Genomic DNA, 17,902 nt, shown 5'->3' on the forward strand with positions numbered 1-17,902 from the left:
ATATGCTGCTTTTTTAAACGGAGGTGTATGATTTGAAGAGTTTTGATTTGCATGCAGATATCGGCTACGATATTATGCAAAAGAAAAATAAGGGATATAAAGAGAATATTTTAAAAACGTATCATCTGCCTAAATTTGAGCAGGGAGAAATCGCTTATATTTGCATGGCATCTTTTTTTGATGGGCATGAAGATTGGACGGATATGCAGGATATGATCCAAAGTACCAAAAAAGCCATACAGGAGTGCGAAGATGTCTGTCTTCTTTTGCAAGCAGAAGACTTTTTTGTACCTGCTAAGGTTCATGCCATTATGAGTGTAGAAGGGATGTGTGGAATCAAGGAGCATCCGCGTGAAAAGATACGTTGGATGTATGAACAGGGTGTGCGTTTGGCGTCCTTTTGCTGGAATGATGAAAATGCGCTGGCAACCGGTGTGAAAGGTGATACACAACGTGGACTTACGGCAATGGGAAAAGAAGCATTGGACGAAATGGTAAAACTGAATATGGTCATTGATGTCTCACATGCAAATGAAAAAACTTTCTGGGATATTCTTTCTCATCCTAAGGCCAATATCATCGCGAGTCATTCTAATGTTCGGGAATTGTGTGATCATCCACGTAATCTTAAGAATGAACAGATTGAAGCATTGCTGAAACGTGGCACTTTGATTGGAATGAATACAGCACCACAATTTGTGCATAGCAATAAAGAAAAACAGGATGTTGCCCATCTTGTACAGCACATGGTCTGGTTAAAAGAGTTTCATCATAATAAGGTTGACAGCATTGCTTTTGGCTTTGATTATATGGATTTTTATGAGGAACAATATGATTATTTAAAGGGTGCGAAGGATTGTACGCAGACTGGTAATATCCTTCAGGAAATGCGTAAGTATTTTAGTGAAGAGGAGATTGCAGCAATTGCATATCGTAATGCATGCGATTATTTTAAAAAGATTTGGCAGGCCCATAATGCCATATAGAAACATTCAAAAAAGAAAGTTTTCAGGTAGTTTAAAATTCACCTTAAGACTTTCTTTTTTTAAACAATTTATTTGTAGGAAGACGTTCTTACTTGGTCATTTGTGCTAGCAAATGTACCAGTTTGTGATAGGCAAGCTCCATATCGTCTATATGCAATACACATGTTTCCATGGGGCAGATACCATCTTTTTTGCGATTGATGATATTTGGCACAAGTAGTTCGTAATGAACAAGAATATGATGTGCTTGTAAAAAATGCAGTGCCGGTTCAGATATCACACCAGCATGAACTTCTTTGATGCCCCCGAATACTAACATCATTGCTGCCGCTTTGCCAATCACTTTATCTGCGATTTGCGCATCTTTCAATACACCCTTATCAAGGAGGGTTAGAATGGGGCGTATTCCATCAGCCTTTTCTTTATAAATATGATTGTTTTGTGATACTATACAGGATAAGTGTTCTTCCTTTAAAATTTTCATCAGGCTTTCCATTTTTTTCTTTTCCTTTCTTACAAATAGTTTGCATAAAAAAAGCGAAACTTCCATGATCGCCCTTACAGTACAAGTCTATCATATTTTATCTAAAAATGATAGTCTAGTAAAAGGAATTTTTTTGACTATAATAAAGGTATAAATACAAGGAGGGATTTTATTATGAAAGTCCAGATCTACGGTAAGAACATTACGGTAACTCCAGCAATCGCTGAGAAAATTGAGAAGAAGTTAAATCATCTCGAAAAGTATTTCATCATTGATGAGAATGTGATTGCAAATGTGGTAGTTCGGGTGTATCCGAACAAACAGAAAATAGAGGTGACGATTCCAACAAAGTTTGCAGTTCTGCGTGCAGAAGTTGTGCATGATGACTTATATGCAGCCATTGACTTGGCTATCGACAAACTGGAAGATCAGATTCGCAGACAAAAAACAAGATTAACGAGAAAGAACAAAGAGAAATTGGCATATGCGTTCCTTGAAACAGAAGAATTAGATGAAGAGTATGATGAAGCGGATGAAGTCGTTAAGACAAAATCCATTGTCCCAGACACCATGGAATTAGATGAAGCGATTATGCGTATGGAAATGTTGAATCATAATTTCTTTATTTATCGCGACGATGAAACAAAGGAAATTGCCGTTGTCTATAAACGTCATGATGGTGGCTATGGCTTAATTGAAACGGAATAAACATAATGAAAGAAAGTGTGCAATCGCACACTTTTCTAATGGTTTCTTGTTTGTTTAATGGTAGGTGTTTGTTAAATGATAAGGTTTCTTTGTGCCAATAGACTATAACATGCCGAATCAAGCATATAGATCAACATTGCTATGAAGCGTAGGTGCTTGCAGGACTTGACCGCTTTGTTTAGGGAAGATAAGTAAGGAAAAGATAGACTTAAGACCGTGTGGAAATCAAATAAAATTGTAACACGTATTTGAAACTGTTATAATAAGAAAAAGCAGGTATATTTGAAGTGATTTTTTCCTTGTATCATAGTAGTGCTGTTCTTGTTAGAAGGTATATTGTAAAATAAAAGGAATGGAGAGATCATATGTTAATATCTAATGGAAAACAAAAATTAACAAGTTTTACAAAAAACTATAAAGAAGCTGTTATAGAAATAACATCAGGTGTATGGTTCGTTTTTGGCGTGGGGCATAGTAATGCTATTTTTATTGAAGGTGCTACAAGTATTCTTCTGATTGATACTTTAGATTCTTTAGAACGTGGCAAAAAATTGGCAAATATCATTCGAAATCATACAGAAAAGAAAGTTAAAACCATTCTTTACACACATGGACATCCAGATCACAGAGGTGGCGCAGGTGCTTTTTCAGAAAGTGTTTCGGAGATTATTGCATTTGAGCCTAAGATGGCGGAATTAGAGAAAACAGCTTTTTTAAAGGATATTCAAACTTTACGAGGGGCAAGACAGTTTGGTTATGCGCTAGATGATAATGAAGCCATTTCTCAAGGAATTGGGATACGTGAGGGAGTTGTTTATGGTGAACAGCGTGCTTTTGTTTCACCGACCACTTGTTATCAGCAAGATAAAGTCATTAGAGAAATTGATGGTATACAATTAGAGTTGGTTAGACTTGTTGGCGAATCTGAGGATCAGATGATGATATGGCTTCCTCAAAAAGAAGTTTTATGTTGCGGGGATAACTATTTTGGTTGTTTTCCAAACCTATACGCTATTCGTGGCGGACAATATCGAAACCTTGCGACATGGATTAACAGTATCGACTTTATGTTATCTTATCCTGCCAAATATCTTTTAGCTGGACACACAGCCTTGATACAGGGAAAAGAAAAAATTCATGAAGTACTAACGAATTACAAGAATGCGATGGATTATGTCTTGAATGAAACACTGAAAGGTATGAATGAAGGCAAAAACGCAGAACAATTAGCTTCTGAAATTCATTTACCAGCTGAATATGCTGACTTACCATATTTAGGTGAATATTATGGTTGTGTAGAGTGGACAGTAAGAGAAATCTATGCAGCTTATTTAGGCTGGTTCGATGGAAATCCAACCAATCTTCACCCTCTTTCTCCTGAGCAAAAAGCAAGTAAAACGGTTAAATTAATGGGAGGAAAAGAAAATGTGTTTGCAGCTGCGCAAACAGCGCTTAAAGACAGAGATTATCAATGGTGTTTAGAACTTTGTGATTTGCTGATACAAATAGATATAGATAAAACTATATTGGAAGTAAAAGCAACTGCATTAGAGAAAATTGCAGAATATGAAACAAGTGCCAATGGACGGCACTACTATATCGCTTGTGCTAAAGAATTAAGAAATAAAATTTCAAAAGAATTTCCTGATAATGATGTTGTCTTATAAGGACAAACGAGCGCTTTGCACTAAACGATTGATAAAAATGGATCTTTCCAGAAGAGAATCCCTACTGGAAAATGGGTAATTGAAAAATAGGAATTAAAAAATGGAGATTTCCAAAATGACGATACATAGTAACCATTTAGAAACCACTTTTACAAAGCTAACCTAAAGTAAGAAAGAACCTAGAGGAGTCATCGTACAGTTGTTAAGGTTAGGCAGTGTCTTTCATCTAGGTACTATATTTATTAATGAAAAGCACAAGGTGTCTATCAATAATTGGCACCTTATGTTTTTTATATTATCTGTTATGAAATGTCATTTCAATGATCATGTTATGATAGCGGCTTTGTGGGAAAGCCGATTTCTTAATAGGTACATAGATAAAATATTTTTTATACAGATAATCATATATGAAATGTAACTTATGTTAAAGAAGAAATGTTTGTATCTTCATTAAAATACATCAATATAAACTACCATTGATTGCTCTTACTTTGTTTTATTTTCAACAATTTTTTTAAAACGATTTCGATATTCGGCTGCCAAAGTATTGTCTTGAAAATGCTGCATACTGCCTTCTTTTTTTATACCGAGTTGCATGAAGATGGCATCACACTCTTCAATTTCTAAATATGTATGCTCTTCATAACGTTTTTCATGTGCCGCATTTGGCATAGAAATATCAATCTTTTTACCATCCTTCAGATAAAGAAAATAATAGAAATCACCTTTATTGTGTTGCGATAAGAAGGATTTGGCTGATTGAAAACCAGTTTTTACTTTTGTGATATTTTGATAATCATTTGTTTGCAGGATAGGCGCATACCAGCGTGCTATTTCAAGATGTGATGGATATAGCACATTGATGTTTGTTAAAGATATATAAAGAACGATGAGATTTACAAAGAGCATTAGGAAACGGTAGTGTTTCAGTTTGTGAAAGATGACTTGATAGTCTTCAAAATCAATATTATGCGTTTTCTTGGCAATGTAGGCGCCATTTATGACCATCGCTTCAATGTGGAAGAAAAAGGGAAGGATATCGGCAAGCATCGTGGAACTCCACAGTATGTAGCCATCTTTAAGATAAAGCAGCTCTTTTAGCCACTGTATGACAAAGATGAATAAAAATCCTATGCATAAAGAAAAAGGCAACCACAAGAGTAAGATCCATCCTCTCTTTTTCCGTTCTTTAAATTGGTGTCTTGTAGTAAAATACTTACGCCATAATAATGTTAGCACGCTCATGTCAGCTAGAGAAAGTAAGGTTAGCAATCCTTGGTGTTCTACATTATGTTCATTAATTTTAAGAAATAAAGTTAGAATAGGGCCACTAAGAATGAGAGTCCATACAACATAAAAAAGCGGGGAATGCTGCGTCAACATTTGGACATCTTCGTGTAATTGTTGGAATTCATCCGTTTCGATTTCTTTTAAAGTTTGTAGCCATGCAGATAATGCAGAGGCATCACTTTTCTGAAAAGATTTTTGCATATCATATAAAATAGATAGGCGAAGATCTTCTTGCCATTTCTGTTTTTCCAACATATGAATTTGTTTTTCTAATAACTCTACTAGCGTACATTTTCCGTCTGTAACATCCTTAATAGCAGCTATAGAACAACCACATTTTCTTAATAAAGCAATTGTTTGTAATTGCGTTAAATCTTCTTCGCCATACTCGCGATAGGCATTTTCACCACGTTTGATCTATAATAGGCCCTTAGTTTCATAATAGCGTATCGTCTTGGCAGAGATGCCACTCAATTTTTCAATTTCTCCAATTTTCATAGCTATGCTCCTTCTTTTATAGAGGTAGTAAACACCTTCTAGCAGCTGGAAGGTCAAGGAAAAAATAAACTTTTTGCTATATTTACGACATTTTTATATCATCTTGTGATTGTTGTTGCTTCACATGTCACTTTTTGCGATAAATAAAAAACCCGCTTGCATCAGCGGGTAATACACATATGGCGTCCACGAAGGGATTCGAACCCCTGACCGTGCGCTTAGAAGGCGCATGCTCTATCCAACTGAGCTACGTGGACAACAATCAATGCCTAATTATAATAGCAAATTTCATATTGAATTTCAATATATAATTTGTTTTTTTTTCATTTCTGAACAGTTTTTCAACCGTAGTACACAAAGAATGTTAAGTGTAAAGTGAGATATATGCACCCTCAAATATGTAAAGTCAATCATATGTATTAATACTTTTTGTAAAATAGTAGTATGTGTTTGGCATTTTTAAAATATCATATCCTTATATAATATAGCGGTTTGTAAAAGAAACTTCGCTTTTATGATTTTAAAGAAAATAAAAGTATTTTCATTTTTAGGGATTTTACTGCATGAAGTGTGTACGTTGCCTAGAAAGACTGTTGTAAAAGCAGGATGGGCAAAGGAAAATCATCACATAAGAAATGAAAATAACACACTTTATGTGATAACGGACAAAAAATGCGTGAAATTGGCGCAACTATGGACATACTAATTGATAAAACAAGGTAAATATGCTATATTAATGTATGTTTGGTCGTAAAGGAGATACCATGGATACTTATTATGAAGATATTCTAAAAAAAGTAGAAATGCAGATGGAACAACATGACCATCAAGCTGCTTACCAGATTCTTGAGGAAGAGCTTTCCATGCCTTATATTCCTAAGGAATATGAACAGCGATTGATCGATCTTTATAATGCCTGTCGCAGTGAGTTGCAACCACAAGCACAGCGAAGCTATAGTGAAGAGGATATTGAAATGCTGCTAAAGGGTTCCTTGGAAGAACAGTTTCTTGCGATTGAACAGTTAAGAAAAAGTAATATTCGTAATCATCTGGATGCGATACGCGATTACCTTGGCAATGCGCCACACTACTTAATTCGCTCTTATCTAATTGAAGCGATGATGGAACAAAACATCAGTGACGAGTTCACAATTGAGATGGATGGGTTAGTCATAACCTTTGCTCCATGCTTTATTGAGCCGCCAATGGAGAGTGATGGTGTCATACAAGCAGTCGCATACCTAAAGGATTGGTTTGAAAGCGATAATCCGACATTCACGATGATGTGTGTGGAAACACTAGTAAAAGAGGCATATCTTCGATTGCCATACAATATCGAAGAAGATGATGCTTTGGGAATTGCAATCGGTGTTGCACAATATGTCTTTGCGGCACATGAAGAAATGGATGCTTTTGCAATATTTCTGAATGAAAAAGGACTTGCGCGAAACAGTGGTTATGAATTATTATTAAGTAAGCATGAAATTTAAACATGTGAAAATCGTATTGGGTACGTAGGAGGTATGAACATGAGTTCAACATGGGAATTAAAAGAAAAATCAACAGGTGAATTAACAACAACTGTAGAAGGAGATGCTTGGAAAGCTGCTCAAAAGAAAGCATTTGGCAAACTTTCTAAGAAAGTAAATCTGCCAGGCTTCCGTAAAGGACATGCTCCTGAGGCACTGGTTAGAAAACAAATCAGTACACAAAATATATTAATGGAGGCAATTGATGAAGTTGCTGGTGAAGCTTTAAGTGATGGTATCAAGGAACATGACTTGTGGGTCGTTTCTCGTCCTTCTTTAGGCATCGACAGTATTGATGAAGATAAAGTAACTTTTAAATTCACAGTTACAGTGAAACCAGAAGTAAAACTTGGCGCATATAAGAACTTGGATATTAAAAAAGATGATGCAGCCGTTAGCGATGAAGATGTTGAAGCAGAATTGACTTCTTTACAGGAACGTTTTGCTGATCTAGTAATAAAGGAAGACGGCAAGGTTGAAAATGGCGATACAGCTGTCATTGACTTTGAAGGATTTAAAGATGGTGTTGCATTTGAAGGTGGAAAAGCAGAGGCTTATCCATTAGTAATCGGTAGCGGTTCTTTCATTCCAGGTTTTGAAGAACAGCTGTTAGGCATGAAGAGCGAAGAAACAAAAGAAATCAATGTAACTTTCCCTGAAGAATATCAGGCAGAAGAATTAGCTGGTCAACCAGTGGTCTTCAAGGTTACGGTACATGATATTAAAGAAAAGGTATTGCCTGAAGTAAATGATGAATTAATCAAACAGGCAGAAATCAAAGATGTTGAAACGGTTGATGCGTACAAAGAATATGCACGTAAAAATCTGGAAACTAGTAAAGCAAATGCGGCTAATCAGAAATTTGAAAATGAATTGCTGACTGCGGTAACGGATGCTGCAGAAGTAGAAATTCCAGATGTTATGGTAGAAGAAGAAACGGATACTTTGGTAAATGAATTTGCACAGCGTTTACAGTCTCAGGGATTCAGCTTGGATCAGTTCAAACAGGTAACTGGACAAACAGATGAAATGATTCGTGAGGAAATGGGCAAAGACGCATACAACAAAGTAAAAGTGCGTTTAGTTCTAGAGGCAATTGCTGCTGAAGAAAAAATGGAAATCAGCGATGAAGAAGTAGAAAAAGAACTGGAAACAGTTGCAACTACTTACAACATGCCATTAGAACAGGTGAAACAGCTGATTAGCAAAGATGCGATTGCGTATGATCTGCGTATTCGCAAAGCTCTTGAATTATTGAAAGAGACAGCTGGTAAGTAAAGCCGCGTAAAAGACGCATCCGCGTCTTTTTTGGCTTATGAAAGGAGTGTAGACAAATGAGTGAAAACGATGCTAATCCAATTGTACGACTGCCTTTGGTTTGTACGCGCGGTGTAATTGTCTTCCCAAATCAAGAAGTAATCATTGATGTAGGACGAGACAAATCTACGTGTGCTGTAGAAGAGGCTCAGGAAAAGTTTGAGAGTCAGGTGGTTCTGGTAGCGCAGAAAGACTTAGCGATGGATTCACCAGACATTGATGACTTATATTCCTTTGGTACATTGTGTCAAATTCGCCATATCCGTCGTATGGATGGCTATCTGCGAGTAAAATTTAAAGGGCTTCAGCGTGTAAAGATTCATACGATCATCAATGACGATGAGATGATGAGCACATCTGCTGAGGTTATGTATGATGTAACACAGGATGCGATGGAAGAAGTAGCTTTAATTCGCAAAATTGCAAAACAGTTTGAAGAGATTGAAGCAATTTCGCAAAGCATTCCGAAAGAGATGATTAATGAGTTGGCAAAAGGGGTCAGTGCTCCTCAGCTAGCGGATCAGATATCACAATTGTTTCCTTTTACATTGGAAAAACGCCAAGAATTATTGGAAACAACAGGTGTCAATGACCGTCTGTTTTTGATCTTACAGGAAATCGAAAGTGAGAAAGAGCTTTCTCAGATTGAAAATAAGATCAATGATAAAGTGAAATCACGTATTGAAGAAAGCCAGAAAGAATACTATTTGCGTGAAAAGATGCGGGCGATTAAAGAAGAGTTAGGTGATGTGCCTGACAGTGATAAGGATGCGGATGAAATTCGTCGTCGTTTAGATGAGAACCCATATCCGGAAAGCATTAAAGAAAAAATTAAAGAAGAGCTAAGCCGTTATGAAATGTTGCCAGCAGCCAGTGGGGAGACCGGGGTCATCAAAACTTATATTGACTGGATGATGGATCTTCCTTGGTGGCAAGAAAGCAAAGATAATGAAGATTTGCAAGCTGCCAGTGATGTCTTAGATGCAGATCACTATGGCTTAGAAAAAGTCAAAGAACGTATCTTAGAATATTTAGCGGTGAAACAGATGACGAATTCTTTGAAAGCTCCAATTATTTGTTTAGTTGGTCCTCCAGGAGTTGGTAAAACATCTTTGGCCAAATCTGTTGCGCGTGCATTAGATCGTAAATTTGTAAAAATTTCACTTGGCGGTGTTAAAGATGAATCTGAAATTCGCGGTCATCGCAGAACGTATTTAGGTAGTATGCCGGGACGTTTCATTCAAGCGATGAAAAAAGCCGGAACGATCAATCCTGTCTTTTTGATCGATGAAATCGATAAGATGGCAAGTGATTATAAAGGAGATCCTGCCAGTGCAATGTTGGAAGTATTGGATCCTGAACAAAATGCGATGTTCTCAGATCATTACATTGAAGAACCATATGATTTGAGTAAGGTTTTATTTATCGCAACAGCAAACTACTTGGAAAATATTCCAAACGCTTTACGCGATCGTTTAGAAATTATCGAACTTTCCTCTTATACGGAATTAGAGAAAATTGAGATTGCGAAACGTCATTTAGTACCAAAGCAGATTAAAGAAAATGGTTTAAAGAACAGCCAGCTGAAAATAGACGATGATATGATCAGCTATCTGATTCGTTATTATACGCGTGAAAGTGGTGTGCGTCAGTTAGAAAGAACGATTGCCACTGTATGCCGGAAGAGCGTTTTGGCTATTCTTAAGGATAAAAAACGTTCGATCAAGGTTACAAAAAAACTCATCCATGAATGGTTAGGCAATGAAAAATTTGAATACGGCAAGCGTGAAACAAAGGATCAGGTAGGAACTGTGACAGGGCTTGCGTATACAGCCTTTGGCGGTGATGTGTTACAGATTGAAGTAAATCATTTCGAAGGTAAAGGGAAGTTGGTAATTACCGGACAGCTTGGTGATGTGATGAAAGAATCGGCAACGATTGCATATGATTATGTGCGTGCCAATGCTAAAAAGTATAAGATCAAACCAGACTTCTTTGAAAATAACGATATTCATATCCATGTTCCAGAAGGAGCCGTACCAAAAGATGGACCAAGTGCAGGGGTTACTTTGACAACAGCGCTTGTATCCAGTCTAAGCAACACGCCGGTAAAAGCGAATTTAGCTATGACGGGTGAAGTTACCTTACGTGGTCATGTTTTGCCAATCGGTGGTTTAAAAGAGAAATCGATGGCTGCTCATCGCTGTGGTATCACAACCGTAGTTATTCCAAAAGCGAATGTGAAGGATCTTGATGATGTACCTGCTGCTGTTAAGGAAACCGTAAGCTTTATCCCAGTGGAACGTGTTTCACAGGTACTAGATGCAGCTTTGGTAAAGTAAATGATCACTTTTCAGAAAGCAGAGCTAGTTATATCTGCTCCCGATAAAAAATCTTGGCCGGAAACCGATTTACCGGAAATCGTATTAGCAGGACGCAGCAATGTTGGTAAAAGCAGCTTTATCAATACGATGTGTGGAAGAAAAAAACTTGCCTATGTAGGAAATACACCGGGGAAAACAAGACTTTTAAACTTCTTTAACCTAGATGATAAATACATGTTTGTCGATGTACCAGGCTATGGTTATGCTAATATATCAAAAGCACAGCTGCTAAAATTTGGCGAAATGATGGAAGATTATTTTGCCGAAAGAAAACAGAAAAAAGGGTTAGTCATCCTTGTGGACGCAAGGCATAAACCAACAGAGGATGATATCACCATGCTTGAATTTGCACGATATTATGAAATTCCGGTAGCTGTTGTTGCGACGAAAACAGATAAGCTGCCATCAACCAAATTAAAAAATCAATTAAAGATGATTCGTAAAGAATTGCAATTGAATGATCATGAGCCATTATTTCCATTCTCCGCTGAAAAAAAGACGGGAATGGAGGCGGTATGGGAGTATCTCATTCCTATCTTTGAATCTTAAGACGTGTGTAATGCACGTCTTTTCTTTTATGAATTGGGTAATTAATTTTTTAGGGGTCTTTGCTAGAAATTTAGGGGACAACTTTAGGGTAGATGAAGAAAACGAACTAAAATCTAAGACCCCTAAAGTTTTAGATATCTTTTAAATTAGCAAAAGAAAAGCAGGGAATTCCTGCTTTAGAAATTATATATTAGGCCAAGATAACCTCTTGAATGGTTTTACGCAAATGCTCTTGTTGCTCATGTTCGATGGCATCATCGACAATGATGCGTGAAAGCTGTGATAAATCAGCGAATTTACAAAAACAGACTTTGTTGAATTTCGTAGAATCTACCAGTAAGATGGTTTCATTGGCAATGGCCATCATTTTTGCTTTTAGATGAGCCGTTCCAGCATTCGGTGTTGTCAATCCCTGTACCAGATCAATGGCAGAAGTTGTTAGGAAAAATTTATCAACATGGAAAGCACTCAACATACGAATGGCAATATCGCCACAGGCAAAATGGAAACCATGACGAATTTCGCCACCAATGGAGATGATTTCAAAGTCCTGACGTTTTTCAAATGTATGCAACAACATCAAATCTGAAGTAATGATCTTCAGATTTTTTTTTGATGATTGGATCAAGGCATTTGCAAATGCCAAGGCTGTCGTTCCGGTATCTAAGGCGAGGGTATCACCATCATGAACATAAGCAATTGCGCTTTGGGCTATTTTCATTTTCTTATCATCGTTTTTGCGATTATCTAATACTTCTTCCTGTTCAATCTTGTTACGTAAAACAGCTCCTCCATGTGTACGGATGATACTGCCGTTTTTTTCTAGCTCCCTTAGATCACTGCGTATCGTTGCAGGGGTGATATCAAATAATTTTGCTAGCTCACTCACACTGCAACGGGTGTTTGTTTTAATGAAATTCATAATTTTGCGTTTTCGCTCTTCCGCAAAAAGCGGATTTGGGTTCTTCTGCATAATTTCACTTCCCTTATGTATATTTTAGCAGATTATAGAAAAGTAAGCAAACGAAAATAAATAAAAACAAAAATAAATAAATATATTTACAAAACAAAAATATAGGACTATAATGAACCTGTAAAACGAAAGCAAATGAAAATAGGAGGAATTAAATGAAAATAACAAGAAAAGAATTAGCGAGTATGGTGGATCACACAAACTTAAAAGCTTATGCGACAAAAGAAGATTTCCAACAGCTATGCGAGGAAGCGAAAGCTTATGGGTTTAAATCTGTAGCAATCAATTCCTATCCAGTTGCGATGTGTCGTAAGATGTTGGAAAATTCTTCGGTATTATGTGGAGCTGCTATTGGTTTTCCATTAGGGCAAACCACGATTGCTGTAAAAGCTGCCGAAGTTGAAGATGCCATTGGCAATGGATGTCAGGAATTTGATTATGTATGCAATATCGGCAAAGTAAAAGAACATGATTATGCCTACCTTCGCAAAGAAATGGAATGTTTAGTAGGAATTGCTCGCAAACATGGGGTTTGTTGCAAAGTGATTTTTGAAACCTGTTATTTAGAGGAAGATGAAATCATCGAGCTTGCGAAAATTGCAAAAGAAGTAGAGCCTGATTTTGTGAAAACATCAACTGGCTTTGGCAGTGCTGGTGCAACAATTGCCCATGTAAGGCTCATGAAACAATATGCCGGTGATAAGGTACAAGTAAAAGCAGCCGGTGGTATCCGCGATCTGAAAACTGCATTGGCCATGATAGAAGCAGGAGCAACTCGTCTAGGTACTTCCTCAGGCATAAAAATATGCGATGAACTGGCAGAAAAATAAGGAGATCAATAATGAATATACAAGAATATATCAGTAAGGATTGTGTAACTTTCCAACTCCAAGCTGATAAGAAAGAAGCCGCATTAAAGGAAATGGCAGAACTACTATATCAAGCAGGGAAAGTGAAGAATTTATCACTTTATCTGAAAGCAGTAGAAGAGAGAGAATTGGAATATACGACCGGGATAGGAGGTGGAATTGCTATACCGCACGGGAAATCGGCTACTGTACCCCATGCCTGTATTGCCTTTGGCAAGAGTGAAACGGGTATTGCCTGGAATTCACTTGATGAAAAGCCTGTCTATTGTGTATTCATGCTCGCTATACCGGAACATGAAGATGAAACGCATTTGGATATGCTCAGTACATTGGCGCGTAAGCTCATGCATCAGGAAGTTCAAGAGGCATTGTTACAGGCAAATGATATAGATACATTTTATCAAGCTATCGAATAATAAACATCGTAGATGAAAAAGGAGAAGATATTATGAAACTGATTGCGATTACATCATGTTCAACCGGAATTGCCCATACATATATGGCAGCTGAGGCATTAGAAATAGCCGCAAAAGATATCGGATGGAACATCAAGGTTGAAACGCAGGGGTCGGTGGGGGCTAAAAATGTATTAACTCAAGAAGATATTGAGGCTGCAGATGCTGTTGTCATAGCGGCAAGCACATCTGTAAACAAAGATCGTTTCCATGGAAAACGCTTATATGAAGTAGATGTCAATGATGCCATCAAAAACGGACAACAGGTTTTAAAGGATTCTTTGCAAGCTCCTATCTATGGAGGTGCTAAACAAACAGAAACCATAAAGGTTGAAAAAGAAAGTAATAACAACTTTAAAGGTATTTACGCTCATTTGATGACAGGTGTATCTTATATGATTCCATTTGTTGTAGCCGGTGGTATCATGACTGCATTATCTTTTGCATTTGGTGGTATTAATTCAGAAGGAGCAATTGCCGAAGCCTTTAAGACCATCGGTGGTACTGCCATGGGATTGATGTGGGCAGCACTTGGCGGTTATGTGGCTTTCTCTATTTCTGATCGTCCAGGACTTGTACCAGGCATGGTTGCCGGTATGTTGGCATCTTCTTCCGGGTCTGGCTTTTTAGGAGCATTGCTAGGAGGCTTTATTGCAGGTTACTCGGTTTTAGGTGTTAAAAAAGCCTTTGTAAAATTACCAGAAAAGTTTGAAGGTCTGATGCCGGTCTTGATCATTCCGGTACTATCCTGTATCATTACCGGTTTCTTAATGGTCTTTGTCGTCGGAAAACCACTTACTTGGTTGAATGAAACCTTGACATCTTGGCTGACAAGCATGAGTGGTGCTAGCTCCGTTGTATTAGGGGTCATTCTTGGTGCCATGATGGCAATTGACCTTGCCGGTCCTATTGGAAAAGCAGCATATTTCTTTGGTGTTGCATCTTTAACAGCCTTAACGCAAGGACAGACAAGTCCGGTAATGGCAGCGGTAATGTTATCTGGTATGGTACCTCCACTTGCTATGGCCTTATCTTCCACAGTGTTGGCAAAGAAAAAATATACACGCGATGAGCGTGAATCAGGAAAAACAGCATGGATTCTTGGTCTATCCTTTATATCTGAAGGAGCGATTCCCTTTGCGGTAGCCGATCCAATTCGTGTTCTTGCCTCTGTTACGGTAGGTTCTGCGATTACCGGGGCATTGTCAATGGTTTTCAATTGTGGTCTTGCTGTACCACATGGAGGATTCTTTGTCTTGTTAATTCCCGGTGCTACATCCAATGTCTTTATGATGGTATTGGCATTAGCTGTTGGTACGGTTGTATCCGCCTTGCTGGTATCTTTATGGAAGAAGGAAAAATAATATGAAAGATTGTCTAAACGTCTGTTTAATAGGAACAGGAAGAGCAGGCATGATCCATGCCCGCAGCTATATGGGAAACGTCGTGGGAGCACGTCTATTGGCAATATGTGATCCCTGTGAAGAAAATTTAAAAAAAGCCCAAGAAGAACTTCATGTTGCTTATACGTATGCGGATTATCAAGTGGCACTACAGAATAAAGAGATAGATGCAGTAATCGTGGTGACACCAACAGGTACCCATAAAGAAATTGTGCTGGCGGCAGCTTCTGCCGGCAAACACGTGTTCTGCGAAAAACCGATGGCGATTTCAGCGGAAGAATGTGATGAGATGATAGCAGCTTGTAAACAACATCATGTAAAGCTACAAGTAGGATTTATGCGGCGTTATGATGAGAGCTTTCAGAAAGCAAAAGAAGTCATTACATCTGGTAAGATCGGTGAAGTGACAATGATTAAATCACTGACTCATGGACCAAGTGAGCCCAAAGAATGGATGTATGATATAGCAAAAAGCAGTGGACCTATCGGAGAAGTTAACAGCCATGATTTCGATACGTTGCGCTGGTATGCCGACAGCGAAGTAAAAAGTATTCATGCAATTGGAAGAAATTTTCGCTCCTGCGAAAAAAAAGCAGAATATCCAGACTATTATGATACCGTGGCTGTATTATTGGAATTTGAAAATGGCATTATCGGCATGATTGATGGAGCACAATATGTACAGTATGGCTATGATGCCAGAGCGGAGATATTAGGTACATGTGGCAATGTATTGGTAGGTTCACAGAAAAACAACAATGTGAGCATCGCCACTCATGATAAGTGCATGCATGCTGAAGTCATGCCTTCCTGGACAAAGTTATTTAAAGATGCTTATATTAATGAAGCAAGAGATTTTATTCGTTGCATACGTGAAGATGATACCCCTAGAGTTAGTGGACATGATGGTAAAATGGCATTGATTCTGGTACGTGAAGGATTGCGTTCGTTACTTGAAAAACGACCAATCAGAATAGGAGAGTAAAAATGAAAGCTGCATTATTAAAAGGAAAGCTAGACATTAGCGTAGAAGAAGTTCCGCTGCCGGAAATAGGGGATGATGAAATCCTATTAAAGGTGAAAGCTGCAAGTATTTGTGGCAGTGATGTTCGGATGTATAAGAATGGTTATCAACATGTATCTAAAGAACATCCTTTGATTATCGGCCATGAATTTGCCGGGGTCATTGAGAAAATCGGTAAACAAGTCACGGCGTATGAAGTAGGGCAACGAGTAGCTGTTGCGCCCAATATGGGATGTGGCACTTGTGATCATTGTGTGAGTGGTGAAACACATCTGTGTGAGCATTACCAAGCCTTTGGTATTAATATGAACGGTGGGTTTGCCGAATATGTAAAAATTCCAGCAACCGCCATTCAACAAGGAAATATTACGGTATTACAGGATGCGATTTCCTTTGCGGAAGCTGCTTTGGTGGAACCTTTAAGCTGTGTGTATAATGGGCAAAAGCGTCTGCATATGACACCGGGAAAAGATGTTTTGATTATCGGCGCCGGCCCGATTGGAATTATGCATATCATGGTGGCAAAATTGTTTGGTGCTGCCAAGGTGTTCATGAATGATCTCAGTCGTGAACGGATGGAACAGGCGAAGAAACTCTTTCCTGATTTGATTCTGGTGGAAGGTGATTTACAAGAGGAGATACGCAAGCATACGGGAAAGGGCGTAGATGTATGCATCATTGCAGCTCCGGCACCAACAGCACAAACACAATCCTTGCAGTATATGAATATGAATGGGCAGCTGTTATTTTTTGGCGGTCTTCCTAAAGATCGCGAAAATGTATCATTAAATACGAATCTTGTACATTACAAGCAATTGAGCATTTATGGCTGTACCAGACAAAGTGTCATGGATTATCGACTTTGCAGCAAATTGGTAAACGATAAACGTATCCCTTTGAATAGCATCATATCCGCAACATATCCCATCGATGATTTCATGGAGGCGATGGATAAGGCAGCACATGCCGTTGGTTTAAAACATGTCATTACGTTTGCATAATCTGATCAGACAGTGAGCATGACATAATGGTAGTAAATAAATATGAAAGCACATAAAAAAGGCGAAAAGTTCGCCTTTTTTATCATTTATTGTTCTTTTTGTTCCACAGCTAGGATCAATTCTTTTGCATAAGGTAAAGAAGCAATCCAATCACATACAACATGCCATTCATCCAGTTTGTGATTTCTTCTGGCATAATATATATTCATTAACGTTTCATAATTCAAGGTACAGGTACGCAGTTGGTGGTAGCTGGTTGGCAATAGTTGAATCATGCTATACCAGACAGTTTTATCTTTTGTTTCTAAATATTCCAAGCGCAACTCTTCCAATACCGCTATGACTGCTTTCAAAGATGCTAAGGCTTTTTCATTCATATGCTCATAAGAGAAGTCATCTAATGTAAAAGGCTTACTGGCAATCTTATGCATGGTGCTTGTTGAATTGGCAACCGTTGCTACTTTATAGGTGTCATATTCTTTCCACCAGTACATTGGTGCGGTAAAATCTACGGAAACAAAAATCTGGCGAATAAATTTACGATGGTCACTGCCAGCCTTTGCTAAACGCTGTGCTAAAGATAAATCATTAGGCCCCATCACAAAGTTTCCTTCATCATCATAATAGGAATCCATGCGATTCCAGCTATTCATCGGATTACGAGCTCCGCGAATGGCGTTTTCAAAATTCATAACGCTGCAACGTTCAATTTTTATCATAATTCTTTACTCCTTATTTTTTATTGTTGTATTTATTTTATCATAG

The 17,902-nt window shown here is 38.0% G+C and carries 16 protein-coding genes, 1 tRNA gene and 1 pseudogene; 12 read left to right on the forward strand and 6 right to left on the reverse strand.

Going from position 1 to position 17,902, the window contains the following annotated elements:
• The first annotated feature begins 23 nt into the window (after window positions 1-23).
• On the forward strand, window positions 24-986 hold the full coding sequence (locus KJS44_RS05650; RefSeq protein ID WP_008978958.1) for a dipeptidase: 963 nt from the start codon (window positions 24-26) through the stop codon (window positions 984-986).
• Between the two features lie 88 nt (window positions 987-1,074).
• Here the strand turns inward: KJS44_RS05650 and KJS44_RS05655 are convergent, their stop codons facing one another.
• The gene (locus KJS44_RS05655) at window positions 1,075-1,482 is read right to left on the reverse strand and encodes a DUF1893 domain-containing protein (RefSeq protein WP_008688977.1); all 408 of its coding nucleotides are present in this window, start codon (window positions 1,480-1,482) and stop codon (window positions 1,075-1,077) included.
• 162 nt (window positions 1,483-1,644) lie between these two features.
• Here KJS44_RS05655 and hpf point away from each other — a divergent pair, with 162 nt between their 5' ends.
• Complete coding sequence (gene hpf / locus KJS44_RS05660) at window positions 1,645-2,178, forward strand: ribosome hibernation-promoting factor, HPF/YfiA family (RefSeq protein WP_008688975.1); 534 nt, start codon at window positions 1,645-1,647, stop codon at window positions 2,176-2,178.
• Between the two features lie 365 nt (window positions 2,179-2,543).
• Window positions 2,544-3,845: an alkyl/aryl-sulfatase gene (locus KJS44_RS05665; RefSeq protein ID WP_008688973.1), complete on the forward strand. Its 1,302-nt coding sequence runs from the start codon at window positions 2,544-2,546 to the stop codon at window positions 3,843-3,845.
• 486 nt (window positions 3,846-4,331) lie between these two features.
• Here the strand turns inward: KJS44_RS05665 and KJS44_RS05670 are convergent, their stop codons facing one another.
• From KJS44_RS05670 to KJS44_RS05680, 3 genes and pseudogenes are all read right to left on the reverse strand, one after another.
• Window positions 4,332-5,390, reverse strand: coding sequence for a hypothetical protein (locus KJS44_RS05670; protein WP_008688970.1), 1,059 nt, complete (start codon window positions 5,388-5,390; stop codon window positions 4,332-4,334).
• A 102-nt stretch (window positions 5,391-5,492) separates the two neighbouring features.
• A pseudogene (locus KJS44_RS14720) lies at window positions 5,493-5,633 on the reverse strand (MerR family transcriptional regulator); the annotation flags it as partial.
• Between the two features lie 180 nt (window positions 5,634-5,813).
• A tRNA-Arg gene (locus KJS44_RS05680) sits at window positions 5,814-5,890 on the reverse strand.
• A 507-nt stretch (window positions 5,891-6,397) separates the two neighbouring features.
• Between KJS44_RS05680 and KJS44_RS05685 the strand changes: the two genes are divergently transcribed.
• Genes KJS44_RS05685 through yihA form a run of 4 tightly spaced genes read left to right on the forward strand, consistent with a single transcriptional unit; the run spans window position 6,398 to window position 11,412 of the window.
• Window positions 6,398-7,123 carry a DUF3196 family protein gene (locus KJS44_RS05685; RefSeq protein WP_008688969.1) on the forward strand — a complete coding sequence of 242 codons (726 nt, stop codon included), beginning with the start codon at window positions 6,398-6,400 and terminating at the stop codon, window positions 7,121-7,123.
• Between the two features lie 39 nt (window positions 7,124-7,162).
• Window positions 7,163-8,440: a trigger factor gene (gene tig, locus KJS44_RS05690; protein ID WP_008688968.1), complete on the forward strand. Its 1,278-nt coding sequence runs from the start codon at window positions 7,163-7,165 to the stop codon at window positions 8,438-8,440.
• A gap of 56 nt (window positions 8,441-8,496) precedes the next feature.
• Complete coding sequence (lon, locus tag KJS44_RS05695) at window positions 8,497-10,821, forward strand: endopeptidase La (RefSeq protein WP_008688966.1); 2,325 nt, start codon at window positions 8,497-8,499, stop codon at window positions 10,819-10,821.
• Window positions 10,822-11,412 carry a ribosome biogenesis GTP-binding protein YihA/YsxC gene (gene yihA, locus KJS44_RS05700; protein WP_008688964.1) on the forward strand — a complete coding sequence of 197 codons (591 nt, stop codon included), beginning with the start codon at window positions 10,822-10,824 and terminating at the stop codon, window positions 11,410-11,412.
• 190 nt (window positions 11,413-11,602) lie between these two features.
• Here yihA and KJS44_RS05705 read toward each other — a convergent pair whose 3' ends face one another.
• Entirely contained in the window at window positions 11,603-12,385 is a 783-nt protein-coding gene (locus KJS44_RS05705) for a DeoR/GlpR family DNA-binding transcription regulator (RefSeq protein ID WP_008688963.1), read from the reverse strand.
• 155 nt (window positions 12,386-12,540) lie between these two features.
• Here KJS44_RS05705 and deoC point away from each other — a divergent pair, with 155 nt between their 5' ends.
• The 5 genes from deoC to KJS44_RS05730 are packed head-to-tail and all read left to right on the forward strand — an operon-like array spanning window position 12,541 to window position 17,137.
• Window positions 12,541-13,215, forward strand: coding sequence for a deoxyribose-phosphate aldolase (gene deoC / locus KJS44_RS05710; protein WP_008688960.1), 675 nt, complete (start codon window positions 12,541-12,543; stop codon window positions 13,213-13,215).
• An 11-nt stretch (window positions 13,216-13,226) separates the two neighbouring features.
• Window positions 13,227-13,670 (forward strand): PTS sugar transporter subunit IIA, encoded by a 444-nt coding sequence (locus KJS44_RS05715; protein ID WP_008688957.1) that lies wholly within the window; start codon window positions 13,227-13,229, stop codon window positions 13,668-13,670.
• A gap of 32 nt (window positions 13,671-13,702) precedes the next feature.
• A complete protein-coding gene (locus KJS44_RS05720; protein WP_008688956.1) occupies window positions 13,703-15,073 on the forward strand; it encodes a PTS fructose transporter subunit IIC in 1,371 nt (456 codons plus the stop codon).
• Between the two features lies 1 nt (window position 15,074).
• Window positions 15,075-16,097, forward strand: a complete 1,023-nt coding sequence (locus tag KJS44_RS05725; RefSeq protein WP_008688954.1) for a Gfo/Idh/MocA family oxidoreductase — start codon at window positions 15,075-15,077, stop codon at window positions 16,095-16,097.
• 2 nt (window positions 16,098-16,099) lie between these two features.
• Entirely contained in the window at window positions 16,100-17,137 is a 1,038-nt protein-coding gene (locus tag KJS44_RS05730; protein WP_008688953.1) for a zinc-dependent dehydrogenase, read from the forward strand.
• Between the two features lie 86 nt (window positions 17,138-17,223).
• On the opposite strand, the gene KJS44_RS05735 is transcribed toward KJS44_RS05730, so the two are convergent.
• Window positions 17,224-17,856, reverse strand: coding sequence for a hypothetical protein (locus KJS44_RS05735; RefSeq protein ID WP_008688950.1), 633 nt, complete (start codon window positions 17,854-17,856; stop codon window positions 17,224-17,226).
• Between the last annotated feature and the right edge of the window lie 46 nt (window positions 17,857-17,902).

Origin of the sequence: Longicatena caecimuris (assembly GCF_018406465.1) — a bacterium.
In the GTDB taxonomy this organism is placed as follows: Bacteria; Bacillota_I; Bacilli_A; order Erysipelotrichales; family Erysipelotrichaceae; genus Longicatena; species Longicatena caecimuris.

Coding starts and splice junctions, on each gene's coding strand:
- KJS44_RS05735 (WP_008688950.1), bottom strand. CDS start 17,856: ATGATAAAAATTGAACGTTGCAGCGTTATGAATTTTGAAAACGCCATT.
- KJS44_RS05730 (WP_008688953.1), top strand. CDS start 16,100: ATGAAAGCTGCATTATTAAAAGGAAAGCTAGACATTAGCGTAGAAGAA.
- KJS44_RS05685 (WP_008688969.1), top strand. CDS start 6,398: ATGGATACTTATTATGAAGATATTCTAAAAAAAGTAGAAATGCAGATG.
- KJS44_RS05715 (WP_008688957.1), top strand. CDS start 13,227: ATGAATATACAAGAATATATCAGTAAGGATTGTGTAACTTTCCAACTC.
- KJS44_RS05670 (WP_008688970.1), bottom strand. CDS start 5,390: ATGTTGGAAAAACAGAAATGGCAAGAAGATCTTCGCCTATCTATTTTA.
- KJS44_RS05655 (WP_008688977.1), bottom strand. CDS start 1,482: ATGGAAAGCCTGATGAAAATTTTAAAGGAAGAACACTTATCCTGTATA.
- tig (WP_008688968.1), top strand. CDS start 7,163: ATGAGTTCAACATGGGAATTAAAAGAAAAATCAACAGGTGAATTAACA.
- yihA (WP_008688964.1), top strand. CDS start 10,822: ATGATCACTTTTCAGAAAGCAGAGCTAGTTATATCTGCTCCCGATAAA.
- lon (WP_008688966.1), top strand. CDS start 8,497: ATGAGTGAAAACGATGCTAATCCAATTGTACGACTGCCTTTGGTTTGT.
- KJS44_RS05720 (WP_008688956.1), top strand. CDS start 13,703: ATGAAACTGATTGCGATTACATCATGTTCAACCGGAATTGCCCATACA.
- deoC (WP_008688960.1), top strand. CDS start 12,541: ATGAAAATAACAAGAAAAGAATTAGCGAGTATGGTGGATCACACAAAC.
- KJS44_RS05705 (WP_008688963.1), bottom strand. CDS start 12,385: ATGCAGAAGAACCCAAATCCGCTTTTTGCGGAAGAGCGAAAACGCAAA.
- KJS44_RS05725 (WP_008688954.1), top strand. CDS start 15,075: ATGAAAGATTGTCTAAACGTCTGTTTAATAGGAACAGGAAGAGCAGGC.
- KJS44_RS05665 (WP_008688973.1), top strand. CDS start 2,544: ATGTTAATATCTAATGGAAAACAAAAATTAACAAGTTTTACAAAAAAC.
- hpf (WP_008688975.1), top strand. CDS start 1,645: ATGAAAGTCCAGATCTACGGTAAGAACATTACGGTAACTCCAGCAATC.